General features: G+C 39.6%; 10 protein-coding genes. 8 read left to right on the plus strand and 2 right to left on the minus strand.

What is annotated here, in order from left to right:
* Positions 1 to 8: 8 nt before the first annotated feature.
* The 8 genes from EDC37_RS11305 to EDC37_RS11340 all read left to right on the plus strand — a co-directional run bounded on the left by EDC37_RS11305 (position 9) and on the right by EDC37_RS11340 (position 11,589).
* Positions 9 to 1,022, plus strand: a complete 1,014-nt coding sequence (locus EDC37_RS11305; RefSeq protein ID WP_132551415.1) for an endo alpha-1,4 polygalactosaminidase — start codon at positions 9 to 11, stop codon at positions 1,020 to 1,022.
* A 92-nt stretch (positions 1,023 to 1,114) separates the two neighbouring features.
* The gene (locus tag EDC37_RS11310; protein ID WP_243642190.1) at positions 1,115 to 2,413 is read left to right on the plus strand and encodes a nucleotide sugar dehydrogenase; all 1,299 of its coding nucleotides are present in this window, start codon (positions 1,115 to 1,117) and stop codon (positions 2,411 to 2,413) included.
* 67 nt (positions 2,414 to 2,480) lie between these two features.
* A complete protein-coding gene (locus EDC37_RS11315; RefSeq protein WP_132551419.1) occupies positions 2,481 to 4,121 on the plus strand; it encodes a hypothetical protein in 1,641 nt (546 codons plus the stop codon).
* A 44-nt stretch (positions 4,122 to 4,165) separates the two neighbouring features.
* Positions 4,166 to 6,229 carry a polysaccharide deacetylase family protein gene (locus EDC37_RS11320; protein WP_132551421.1) on the plus strand — a complete coding sequence of 688 codons (2,064 nt, stop codon included), beginning with the start codon at positions 4,166 to 4,168 and terminating at the stop codon, positions 6,227 to 6,229.
* Positions 6,230 to 6,238: 9 nt separating this feature from the next.
* Entirely contained in the window at positions 6,239 to 6,865 is a 627-nt protein-coding gene (locus EDC37_RS11325) for a polysaccharide deacetylase family protein (protein ID WP_132551423.1), read from the plus strand.
* Positions 6,866 to 6,942: 77 nt separating this feature from the next.
* A complete protein-coding gene (locus EDC37_RS11330; protein ID WP_196589731.1) occupies positions 6,943 to 8,769 on the plus strand; it encodes a glycosyltransferase family 2 protein in 1,827 nt (608 codons plus the stop codon).
* The gene (locus tag EDC37_RS11335; protein WP_132551427.1) at positions 8,756 to 10,585 is read left to right on the plus strand and encodes a polysaccharide deacetylase family protein; all 1,830 of its coding nucleotides are present in this window, start codon (positions 8,756 to 8,758) and stop codon (positions 10,583 to 10,585) included. The genes EDC37_RS11330 and EDC37_RS11335 overlap by 14 nt, the downstream gene beginning before the upstream one ends.
* Positions 10,586 to 10,596: 11 nt before the next feature.
* Positions 10,597 to 11,589: a glycosyl hydrolase family 18 protein gene (locus EDC37_RS11340; protein ID WP_132551429.1), complete on the plus strand. Its 993-nt coding sequence runs from the start codon at positions 10,597 to 10,599 to the stop codon at positions 11,587 to 11,589.
* Positions 11,590 to 11,669: 80 nt separating this feature from the next.
* Here EDC37_RS11340 and EDC37_RS11345 read toward each other — a convergent pair whose 3' ends face one another.
* Positions 11,670 to 13,049, minus strand: a complete 1,380-nt coding sequence (locus tag EDC37_RS11345; RefSeq protein ID WP_132551431.1) for a DUF3329 domain-containing protein — start codon at positions 13,047 to 13,049, stop codon at positions 11,670 to 11,672.
* Entirely contained in the window at positions 13,046 to 13,750 is a 705-nt protein-coding gene (locus tag EDC37_RS11350; protein ID WP_132551433.1) for a glycosyltransferase, read from the minus strand. The genes EDC37_RS11345 and EDC37_RS11350 overlap by 4 nt, the downstream gene beginning before the upstream one ends.
* Positions 13,751 to 13,815 lie beyond the last annotated feature (65 nt).

Consider the following 13,815-nt stretch of genomic DNA (forward strand, 5'->3'; position numbering starts at 1 on the left):
GAAACAATATGCAATGCAATATGCGAAAAAAAATACTCGCTTGTGCAGTAGTCTTTGCCTTGATGATTGCCAGCTTTACTAACTGCAAGGCTAATGACCCAAAGGAAGATGATGAATCGGCACCCTATTTTTACAGGGCTAAAATGATCGATTTCATCAGTGATCTTTCCTCTTATGCCCGCAGTAAAAACTCAAACTTTGCGCTTATCACTAACAATGGGTTGGATCTATACCAAAAAGACCAAGTCCCGGATGGCTACGCGCAACGCTTGCTTGACGCAGTAGGTGGAGCATTGATAGAAGGTGCTCAGTATAATTGGGATGATAACCATGATGGTGGTGTAGCCACATCAAAAAAAACAAAAAAATATATTGCTGACGATACCGCCGTCCTGCATGCTAATAACAAACCAGTTTTCTCTGCCGACTATTGTGGCAAGGATCCTCAAAAAGCAGCAACTGCTGTAAAAGAAAACGCTAAGAATAACATTGCAACGTTTCCGGCACGGTACAAAGAACTGACTTCCCTGGAATATGTAAACCTGGAAAAATTTACTAAAAACCGTGATATTAACACCCTAAATGATGTGCAAACATTTGCCTTTCTGTTAAATCCGGATAAATTTGCCAATAAAGCAGATTATCTTAATGCCCTAAAAAATTCTCCAACAGATTTATTAATAATAGACCTTTATTATGATGATAAACCATTAACCCCTGAAGACCTGAGTTCTCTTAAAATAAAAGCTGATGGTCATAAACGTCTGGTATATTCATATATGAGTATTGGTGAAGCAGAAAACTACAGATATTATTGGCAGAAAAGCTGGTCAAAGAAATTACCAGATTGGATAATTGGCAAAAATGATGAATGGGAAGGCGATTATCCTGTAAAATATTGGGCTAAGGAATGGCAAAAAATTATTTATGGTACTCCTGATGCTTATCTTGATAAAATTCTCACTGCCGGCTTCGACGGAGCTTTTCTTGATATAGTCGACGGCTATGAAAATTTTGAATAAATTTGTTTTCATGTCTTTATTGTATATAAACTGTCTGTCAAATATAATAAACTTGTGTTTGGCAAACTCATTTTGCTAGGAGGAATGTTATCGTGTTAAAAAATCCTAAAATTGCTTTAGTTGGACTAGGGTATGTGGGGCTGCCGTTAGCTGCAGCATTTTCTAAAAAGACAACAGTCATCGGGTATGATATAAGCAGCGCTAAAATCGACCTATTGCGCAGCGGAATTGACCCAACAGATGAAATAGGCAATGATGGACTGAAAGAATGTAACATTGCTTATACTAATAATGCTGCTGACCTAAAAGCAGCAGATTTTATTATAGTTGCTGTTCCTACCCCTATAAACAAGGATAACTCACCTGACCTGCAGCCTGTCCTTGAAGCCAGCAGGATCGTAGGGGAAAACATTTCATCAGGTACCACCGTCGTTTTTGAATCAACTGTTTACCCTGGAGTTACAGAAGAACTTTGCGTTCCCCAGTTAGAAAGATCTTCACATAAAAAATGTGGCCAAGATTTCTTCATCGGTTATTCCCCAGAACGGATAAATCCGGGAGATAAAGTACACCGCTTGCAGAACATAGTCAAAATAGTATCTGGCAGCAATGATCAGGTTCGTAAAAACATAAAAGATGTATATTCCATGATTATAAATAATATCTATGAAGCCGAAAATATAAAGGTTGCTGAAGCTGCCAAGCTCATAGAAAACACCCAAAGAGATATAAATATAGCTTTCCTGAACGAAGTAGCCATCGCTTTCAATAAGATTGGCATATCCACAAAAGCAGTAATTGACGCAATGGATACCAAATGGAATGCCCTGGGCTTTCGTCCTGGACTTGTCGGCGGACATTGCATCGGTGTAGATCCTTACTATTTTGTTTACAAATCTTCAGTAGACCATGCCAATGCAGAACTTGTTACTCTGGCACGCAAAATAAATAACGACATGAGCAACTTTGTTGCTGAAACCATCATCCGCAGACTAATCGAAGAAAAACATGCTATAAAAAATGATAAAATTTATGTAATGGGCCTGACCTTTAAAGAAAACTGCCCAGACATGCGAAATTCAAGAGTAGTCGATATAGTTAAACAGTTGGAAAGCTACAATATTGATATAAAAGTATTTGACCCATGTGCCGATAAAGAATATGTCAAGAATACCTACGGCCTTGATATTATCAATTACGCAGACATAGATGATGCAGACTGCCTTATCTTTGCAGTAGCACATAAAGAATTTACTAAGCTTAGTGACAGTGAACTTAAAGCTCTTACCAAAAATTCTTTCCCGGGTAATAAAACAGTCATTATTGACGTTAAAAATATTTTTGAGAAAAAACGTATGGAAAAAATGGGCTTTGCCTATTGGGGACTTTAAAAACATGTTTTATACTGCAAAATATTACCTATATAAACAAAAACTGCCAAAAAGGAGGGATGTATAGATGAAAAAAATGATAATGACGCTGTGTTGTGCTGTGCTGCTGCCTACATCCTTGGCAAGTGCACAGCAAATACCGGACTGGGCGTATCGGGCAGCGGATAAACTTATGAACAGTGACTTATTAGCTGACAAAAATATTTCACGTGATGATTTAGCCGCTTTTTTAGCTGAGGAAGATAACACAACTACTGATGGAAGCCAAAATGAACTAAGTGAGCAAGAAAAGATCCATAGAATAGCCGAAATATTGGTTAACGAAAAAAATCTGCCACTCAGAAATACCCCAGTACCAGTAAATGATGGAACTGCAGGAACCGCAGCATTACCAAAGATTCCTCTGCCTTCCGCCAACAGCCCCGCGGATGTTCCACCCGGCACAGCGAAAGCAGGAATACCACCGCTATACCAACGTTTTAACGAATTGGCTCCTGCCTGGATTTATGAACCTTTTGCACGGCTTAACAATGCCGGCCTGATAAGTCCTGATGATGCCAAGACCTTAAGCACAGGCAACCTGACCAGACGGGAAGCCGCCATTTTGACATCACGTGCTTATAATCTTTACAGACGAAATACTCTATACAGCGCACCCAGCCATGCAAACGGGCAAAGACCAAATGCAGACACTCAGTCCCAGTATAACGATATAGAAAGCCTTATGAATGAATTCACCGTAGAAATCCAAGCCTTAGGTTATGGAACAGGAAAAACCGCAGCAACAGGAAAAACTACTACCAATATTGACAGATCATTGAAAATAGGCGGTGAAGTCCGTTACAATACCATGGCCAACAGCAGTTCTAACCCCAAGTACAATTGGCATGACCAGCGTGTCCGTACAAGGATTTATATGGACAAACCATTGACTGACATCTGGACATTCCATGGTATGTTGGAAAGCGATAAGACCTTCTCCAACTCAGAAAATAATAAGTATTACACGAACGACAAAGATGGCTCCATTAGTCTTGACCGGTATTATATAAGCGGCCAGACCACTTTGTTCAATGTACCAGTTGACGTGGAAGCAGGCGCTACAAGTGCTTACCTCGGCGATGGTAATATACTGGATGCCGATTTCAAGGGTGTAAAGGTTTCCACACACGGCTCAGATCAAAACGATGACTCTACACTTTATTCCGCCGGATACGGGAAAGTAAACGATACGGAAAAAATGCTTTATACAGAAATACAGCACAAAACCGAACAGAATACCGACTATTTAGCAGGTTTCTACCGTTGGGACAATTACGGTACACCGACAACAATTTACAGTTTAGGCGCAAAATATTATATAAATAATTACACATTGGGCGGTATCTATTTCAAAGCCAATAAAGATGACACCAGTGGTGCATCCAATGGTTATGTATTATCTGCTATATATGGCTATAACCGTTCCTGGGTACCGGGAACATATGAAATTGCCACGCACTATTATGATATGGCCGGCACAACCTATATCGATCATACTATGTCTGGTCTGGGCAGTTATATGAACGGGTTTAAAGGATTTGGCGCAGGCTGGTATTATACATTATTGCCAAATGTTGTCCTGGGCATAGAATATTATGATCTAAAAGACAAGACCAGTAAAGACCAGGTAAAAACATGGTGGGGACAGATTTCCTACGGATTCTAAAGAAATAAGAAGATAACTAAAAAATAAGAAGGAGGGTAAGCTTTATGCCGAACAGGAAACTCGTAGCTGTGTTTGTCTTAGTCGTGGTGATCTTCTGTGGCACCTATTGGTATTTTTATAACACTCGAGATGACCAATATCTTGATATGCCTAACTTGGCCGGTGAATATAATGTTGATAATGAAGTAAAGCAGGCTGGACAAAAACTCAACGAAGATATACCTCCTGCCAAGCTCTATGTAAACTCTACAACTAAAAAAGAAGTTGCCTTGACCTTTGACGGACTGCCCGACCCAGCTACGACAGAAAAACTCCTGGATCTTTTGGATAAATATCATGCCAAAGCGACATTTTTTATTGAAGGTAGTAATGCCGCTGTTGACAGTACCTCATTGCAAAAAATCCACGAAAGAAACTACCCTATTGGTAATTATACGTATGTGGGACTGTCTGAACTGGAAAAAATGCCGGAAGATGAAATATTACAGCAACTGCTAAAAACCCAGGAAGTGATTAAACACACGACTGGCAGCGAAGCTACTGTTTTCAAGGCACCACATACCATCTACACCGATACATTGCTCAAAACAGCTGCGGCAGCTGGGCTTCAAGCAGCAGTAAAAACTAACGTATATGTAAAAAAAGATGCTATAACTACAGATGAAGCTGCTGATGCTTTCGTCAGTTCAATAGCACCGGGCAGTATAGTTTCATTGCCGTTGACAACATCTGTCAGCCAAGTACCATATACCCCGGAAAACAAAGATGAAAAATTGGCTTCCGCCAAGCTGCTCAAATTAAAAACGGTCGCTGCTAACAGCACATCACAAAACGTTGTTGATGTCACTGAACGACTGCTCCAAGCACTGCAAAAGCATAACATGGGAACAATGGACATCACCGATATGCGGCGTGTCAAAGGCCTAGAAATGGCAAACGAAGAAAATTCATCTTTTCCAGTAGCAATGCTCAATTCATTTCCCCAAAAAATAATTGCAGCTGCTGATTCGCTTCTGTTTGCAAAAGCAGAGGCAGCACCTGCTGATTACGAAGCCCTTAGACAGAAAAATGCCGGTGCAAAAGCTGACCCGACCAAAATGATCTTGACAACGGAACCAGCTGTAAGCTTTGTTTTTGCTGGGCTCACTTCACCGGATACCGTTTATGATATTCTGGGACGCTTAAAAAAGATGAATGCTTCAGGAACATTTTTCGTCATGAAAAATGATATTGACAAAAACCCTGGTATGATCAAAGACATTATTGCCAGCGGCAACGAAGTCGGCATTGGCATACGTTCCCTAAAAGGAACCAATTTTTACTCAGTATGCGCAGAAATAGATTATGTACGCTCCCGGTTGGAAGCGATGGGTGCCTCACCTACTCTAGCTATGCAGCCTTGGGGTGCAGTCGATGATGACACACGCGAAGCTGTTTCTGCCATGGGATTAACAATGATCACCCCTTATATAAATGTAGTAAGGTCTGATATGAAGGATTGTACCTCAGAAGAAGATGCAGTGAACAATCTTTTTGGTGAACATGTTTATGCCTTAGGCCGTGGCTGGATAGTATATTTTCGTCTTGATTATTATACTGACCACACAATGGCCGGTAAAGTTCTCGACTTAATAAAGCGGAAAAAGATAGATAATATTGCTTACAATTCTTTTTATGATGACCCTAAAATAAATACAGCAAATAATGATTCCGCCTACTCCATAAAACCAGCTGGTGAGATACTGGCAAATACCGCTTACCGCTACTCTTTTTCCTCTAAAGCAAACGTTCCAGAACGTTTGCGCGGTGAATATAACGAAATGACTGCAAAAAAAATGAGCTTTAATAGTTACATCAAACAGCGTTTTATAGGCAACGTTGCAGTAGGTCCTGACAGTAATGCCTATGGTTTTTCCCTTGCAGAAATGAGATCCTTCGATCAAACCGGCCGCATCCATACAAATGACCCTGTTGTCTTCTTTACTTTTGATGACTGGGGCACGGATGCCTCCCTAAACCCATTGCTGTATGTACTTCGCAAGCACAACGTAAAAGGCAACTTCTTCATTCTTACGCATAATGTCATGAGTAACCCTAACCTACTGTGAACAATCGCCATGGAGGGACATGATATCGGTGCGCATAGTGATTGGCATAAACCAATGACAACACAAAACACGCGTACTAATGTCCAGGAAAAATCTACGCAATCACGTGAAGAATATATGCAGGATCTGCATGATTGTTATGCAAAACTCGAAACAATTGTCGGTGATGTTGTAATAAACGGCCACCCGGCACTAAACAGATATTTTAGGCCTCCGCAGCTGACTGTCAGCAAAATGGGCTTTGAATGTCTGTATGCCAATGGTTATACCTACATTATAGATGGTTCTTACAGTACACACGATTATGACCAACCTAATATTTACAGCATGTTAAATGATATTAAAAAAGGAATTTTTGATGAAAATGGCAGAGTTCGGAAAGGAGCTGTCCTAGTAATGCATATGAGTGATAATGCCGAATATACAGCCAGAGCTTTGGATCTACTGCTTACAGCCAATGAGCAGCGTCCAGATGGCGATCCGGCTAAATTTACTCCGGCTCGACTTTCAGACTATCTAAAAGACGGCTATGACCAATCAAATCCGGTACACGATGAAACGGAAGCAGCATCATCTGGAACTGATTCAGCTGGATATTTGTATACAAACTCTGGGTATGGCATGGGCGGTGAATAAAAATGGATGACAAAAAAAACCAGTCGGCACAGCCGCCTGTTAATGCAAAAACTGCCGCAGAAATATTAAAACAAAGTATGGCAAATAAGGAAGACGTTCTCCTGCATACAGTAAATGACAGGAGAATGCTCCCTAATGTGCCGGACAAAGATAAAAAAAGAACTACTATAGACCGCCGCGGCATTGATGACCATAAACATACCGAATCGTATTCTGTCAGCATCCAAAAAGAAAAAACAGGACGGCGTTATGTAGTAGATTACGCCGTCAAAATAGAAATACGGGACAAAGATAAAAACAAAAAGGTAATCACAGGTAGAGCTGTAAATTTATCCAGTTCGGGGATTTCCTGTAGTATTCCGAATGAATACCAGGAAAGCATTGAAAACTCAGCACAGGTTAAGCTTACTTTCCAAATCAAACCGGGAAGTATGCCTGAAGGTTATGAAACAAAAATAAAACGACTGGCCGCAAAATGGGTTCGCACCTATCGGGACAAGGACAACAAACTGTGCTGTGCTTTCCAGTTTGACCAGCTTCTGGCTCAATACATCTATAAGAACAGACAATGTTATATGCTGTCAATATCAGCCTTTTTTATGTTCTTCATCTGCCTGTTCATTGTCCTGCTCCGTTCATCAAGTATCATGTATTTCAGTGTCAACAAAGTACTGTATCTATACAGCATCATAGCTGCGACCTTTTTACTCAGCCGTTATTTATTCGGTGCCCTTTATAGGCCAACGCCCATTAATCCCGATTTTACTCCGGCGGTAACCATCATTATCCCTTGTTTTAATGAAGAGCAATGGATAAAAAGAACTATCCTCAGCTGTGTAAACCAAGATTATCCCGTTGATAAATTAGAGGTTATCGTCATTGATGACTGTTCCAATGACAACTCAGTGGAAAAGATAAAAGAAATAATTGCCGACCTGAGCAAAGAACGTGGCTACGCTATAGCCGAAAGAGTTCGTTACCACGTCCAGCCTACTAATGCTGGAAAAAGAGAAGCATTGGCAGCAGGTGCTGCAATGGCCAAAAATGAGTTACTCGTCTTTGTTGATTCTGACAGTTTCCTTGACCCATTCGCTATAAGAAACATTGTCCAGCCTTTCCAAGATGAAAAAATGGGCGGTGTCTCGGGTCGTACAGATGTAGTAAACACATACACGAATGCCTTGACCAAAATGCAGTCTGTCCGCTACTATATAGCCTTCCGTATCTTAAAAGCAGCAGAAGGACTTTTCGACGCAGTAACTTGCCTTTCAGGACCACTATCCTGTTACCGCAAGGATCTGGTCTTGAAATACAGCGATGCATGGCTGAAACAAAAATTTCTGGGCCAAAAAGCCACATTTGGTGATGACCGGGCAATGACTAACTTTATTTTACGCTCACATCGCACAGATTATCAGGACAGTGCCGTATGTTCGACAATCGTCCCTAACACTTATAAAATATTTTTGAAACAGCAAATGCGCTGGAAACGCTCCTGGCTCAGAGAATCACTTATCACCGCTACTTACATGTGGAAAAAAGAACCGTTTATGGCGTTATCCTTTTACATGGGACTGCTCGTCCCCATGCTCGCACCGATAATCGTCATTTACAACCTTATCTATATTCCTTTTACCCATCATGTTTTTCCTTTAACTTTCCTCATAGGTATATTAATGATGGCACTACTGATGAGCGTTGCCCAATTGTTCCTACGACGCAGTACGACATGGGTATACGGTATATGGTTCTGCCTTTACTATGAAGTTGTATTGCTGTGGCAGATGCCAATTGCCTGGGTAACCTTCTGGAAATCGACATGGGGCACCCGCATGACGGCCGCCGACCTGAAAGCCTACAACAAAAAAAATAAAAAGGAAGGTATGGCTGATGGCGGAAAATAAAGAAATAGGCAATAAAGAATTCTCCAAAATACGCAACAGGAGAAAAATCGTACGAACCATACTGGAATTAGCAATACTGGGTGTTGTCCTTTTCTTTGCCCTATACAACATCTTCTATACAAAAAGCTATCAACCTTATACAGATAACACCCAAGACCAAAAAGGTTTTATTGCCATATCATACTCTGGTGTACAAAAAACTGGCGGCAGCCAGGAACTCGTATCACAGGAAAGACTGCGCCAGCAGCTCAAGGCACTAAAAGAACAAGGCTATGAAACCATAACCACCGAAGACATATATAACTACTACCAAAATAGTGCTAAACTACCGGATAAAGCCGTATATCTCATGTTTGAAGACGGCCGGCGGGATACCGCTATTTTCGCCCAGGATGTTTTAGAAGAACTCAACTACAAAGCAACTATTTTTACCTATCCACAAAATTTTAATAAAAACGATAATAAATTTTTATCCCCGGATGATTTAAAACGTCTCATGGAAAGTTCCTATTGGGAACTCGGCTCCAATGGTTATAGATTAGCCTATATTAACGTTTTTGACAGGTATAATAATTACTTAGGTGAAATGAGCCCGCTCATGTTTTCGATAGCGCACCCGTATCTTAGTCACAGATATAATCACTATCTTATGGATTATATCCGCGATAAAAACGGTGTACCAATGGAAAGCTATGACCGTATGCAGGACCGCATAGGTACTGATTATAAAAAGCTCGAAACAGCTTATATGGATAACATAGGCTATATACCATCTGTCAGCATATTGACGCATGCCAACACAGGAAACTTTGGTAATAACCCACAGGTCAGCAAGGTAAATGCCTACTGGCTCACCAAACTTTTCAAAATGAACTTCAATCGTGAAGGCTATGCCCCTAACCAAAAAGACCACAGCATTTACGATTTAACAAGACTGCAATCACAGGCATGGTGGCCGGCAAATCATCTGCTGATGCGTATAAACTATGATACTCAGCAAAATCTCACCTTTGAAACAGGTGATGCCAAAAAAGCTGCCCAGTGGGAACTCACAAAAGGTGCCTGCGAATTTACAGACGAAAAAATCTATCTTACCTCCTTACCGGAAAGCCAGGGAATAGTCAAGCTGAAGAACAGTGATAATTACAAGAACCTCAGCTTAGATGTACATCTGGACGGTAATAAACAAGGTGGACAGGAAATTCGCCTGCGCAGTGACAACACCATGGACAACTATATAAGCGTTAATGTAGTTGGTAGAGAACTGCTCGTTAAAGAAAAAAGCGGCACGAATGAAACAGAACTTGCAAAGGTTGATCTGGATAACTTCAATGGCGTTCCAGCGCTTTCTAATGACCAAGCCCGTCTTGAAGCACAAAAAAAGGAAAAGGAAATTTTTTCCCGCTATGCAACTCCCGACGGACAGGCACAAGTAGCACCTACAAATACAGAAACAGGCAATACCAATTATGTACCTGATATAACCGCCAACGAAAAAGGCGATGAAAATTTATCCATCACCTTGCAAGGGAACAATATTGACATTTCCGTAAACGGTAAAAAAGCAGTAACAGCACAAGTAAGCAAAACCGATGCAGGTGCCTTGTTCTTAGTCGCTAACTGGACAAGCAAGGGATTTGCGCAAAGGGAACTCACCGACACCATTTATGATGCCGTATTTGACGGACTTACTATAAAGAATCTACCAAACGGAAACACTTTATTTACTGCAAAGTATACAGGCATAAACAAAATATTGTATAATGGAGAAAAATACGGTGAACTAGTTGTCAGTTGGTTCGTGAAATATTTATAACGGAGGGAACTATGAAACTCTCAACCAAAATGCTAAAAATTGTTATAGGTTTTGTTTGCAGTATCCCGCTAATTTTTTTCGGTTATACGACCTGGTGTGGCGCAGCTAAACAAACCCCTGCCCTTCCCACAGAAACCAATGCCTGGCTTGTCTATTGGGATATGCCAAATAGCTTGGCAGAGCTTGCAGAGGAAAATTATGACAGTATCTCGTATTTTGCCGCTTATTTTTCAGATGAAGACAAACTCATACTGCCCGATGATTTCGACCCTGCTGTATTGCAAGATAACGCTGCTCCCATCAAATATCTGTCTGTCGTCAATGATGTAGTAAGCGATAATAAAAGCGACTTGAAAAGCATTGATGTAGTCAAAAGAACCCTCGACGATGATCTGAAAAAAGTTGACCAAGCCGATGAAATAATCGACATGGCCGAAAAGAATGGTTTCAATGGCATTGACCTTGATTATGAACAGGTATTTAAGGATAAAACCGCAGCAGCCGAATATCTCGATTTTATTAAAATACTTTATGATAAGGCTTCTGAAAAAGATATAAAGCTACGTGTCATTCTGGAACCATCAGTAAAATTTGCTGACTATACATTCCCACAAGGCCCGCAATACGTGGTGATGATGTATAACCTGTACGGTCTGCACAGTGGCCCAGGACCTAAAGCCGACTTTGCCTTTATAGAACGCACTGCCAAAAATATGAAGGCTCTTCCCGGTTCGTTAGGCGCAGCCTTCGCCAACGGCGGATGCTTATGGGGAAGCAATGGTGATAAAAAATTGATTTCCACAAGCCAAGCAGAAGCGCTCCTGCAAAAATATCAGGTTGACCCCAAGCGTGATCCTGAAAGCAGCGCATTGTACTTCTCCTATGAAGAAGACGGTGTAACGTACACAGTCTGGTTTGCCGATAAGAAAACCCTTGCCGATTGGACGGAAAAGGCTAGTAAAGTCGGAATCAGCTCTGCCAGTATCTGGCGTCTCGGTGGTTGATAAAGATTAATAATTAGCATACGAAAAGGCGGACAATTTTGTCCGCCTTTTTCCTGTGCCCTTAATCCATGGATCGCAATTTAATTAGAAACCGAAGGGAATATATAAGATGCCCTAATTGTATCGATCTTAAAATATTCAGCAACTGCGCTATTTTGACCATCATTAGGCATAGGTTTAATTTCAACCAATCCATAAGAAGCACAAAACCTACTAACAGAAGAAATGTTATTTACAACAATATCTCTATTTCCGGCAGCTTTTTCTTGCTCAATAATTTGTAGATTAATGTTATATTCACTTTCATAATCCTCAATATCCGCTATTGCCGAAGTATACAACTTAAGACTGCCTATAGCAAAAGTAACAGCCAACAAACATACAATCTGTTTTATTTTACGATTTGTAAAATCTATTTTTGTGTATAAAATACCGGCAGCAATCATCATAAAGGCTAATCCACTCAACACTATGCGTCCCTTAAAGTTAGCAGGAGATGCACTAAGTGACAGCACAGCCACTATAGAAGTAAGTGCAAAGATACAAGCGATTTTCTTATCTGCATCTTTCAGCAAAATATATAAAATACAAAAAATCAAAAGTGAAATTAATAAACAGGTAGGATCTAACAGATCACCCAAATTTTTATAAAAATTCCCTAAATGGGAAACATCCCCAGTTATTCGAGCACGGACAAAATTACCAGGGGCCATCAACAAAAAAATACTGCCCAATAATTCACTTACAGCAGCAACTATATAAAAAGTGTATATTTTGTTATAACATTTTTTATAATATATAATGAAAATTACAGACATAAAAAAAATTGCTATGGATGTATTTTCATTAGTTACTCCCGCGCAGAACCCCAATACAATGCAAAACAGCAAAAATAAAGGGTTGCTATATAGCTTAATCCGCTCTGGTGAATAACACCGCCATAACAGTGTATAGGATAAAGCGATAAGCGTAGGCCAAAGATAATTAGCACTCCCAGTAATCCACAATATATCTTGGCCAAATGCGGGAAGAAATACAAAAAGGAAAAAATTAATAAATATCAACAACGATAAATATATTTTTTTCTTGCCAACAATATTAAAATATATCAATAAAATTAATAAAATATATCCCAAGGAATTTATTATATTAAAAATCTTTTTATCCAATGAAAAAAACAAATAGGTAAAGGATTCACTTATCATGCGGCCAGTCCAACTAAAATATTTTTGATATAAAACGGCAAAATAGTCATACGGTGAATTAATCGAGTCACTAAGTAATTGAAACCCATAATCATCAGCAGCAAAGGTAGTATGCCTGTTCAGAACATAAATATCCAAAAAAAAAGCAATTAGCAATAAAATGAAAAGACTTAACCGCAGCGGAGAAGATGCGGTATATTTGGCAGATATACATTCATACCATCTGTTTTGCCCATTATTTAAATTAGCTATCATTTTTCCCCTCGTATATAAGATTTTATAAAATATGGTGGACGATTTTTACTTTCAATAAATACCCGCCCTAAATATTCCCCTATAATCCCGAGTACAAATAATTGAATACCACCAATAAATAAAATTATACATATTAATGAAGGATATCCAGGAACTGGATTATTATATATTAACGTTAGTGAAAGAATATATAACATATATAAAATAGCAATAATAGCTAAAACAGCTCCCATTCCAGAAGCAATCCGAAGGGGGGTAATCGTGAAACTTGTAATTCCCTGTATAGCCAAATTTATTAATTTCCAATAATTCCATTTTGTTTTGCCAGCAACACGTGGTTTTCTATCAAATAAAATTTCCTTTTTTTCAAAACCAATCCAACTAAATAAGCCTTTTGTATATCGCTGTGTTTCTCGGATACTCTTCAAGGCATCTATACATTTACGATCCAATAAACGAGAATCTCCCACATCTGGTTGGATAGGAATATCGGTCAAATGTTGTAATAATTTATAGTAAAAATGTGATGTCGTTTTTTTTATAAAACTTTCTCCTTCACGAGATCTTCTTTTTAAACAAACATCCTTATATCCTTTTTGCCACCAATATATCATTTCAGGAATCAACTCCGGTGGATCTTGCAAATCCGCATCCAATATTATTACAGCATCGCGCTCAATGTCAAGGTAGTTGTCAGTAATTCTTCAAATTTTATATGTGCATCTACTGACTATGCTCCAGATTCGACTGTATGTTCGAAGTGGGC

Origin of the sequence: Pectinatus cerevisiiphilus (genome assembly GCF_004341685.1) — a bacterium.
Lineage (GTDB): Bacteria > Bacillota > Negativicutes > Selenomonadales > Selenomonadaceae > Pectinatus > Pectinatus cerevisiiphilus.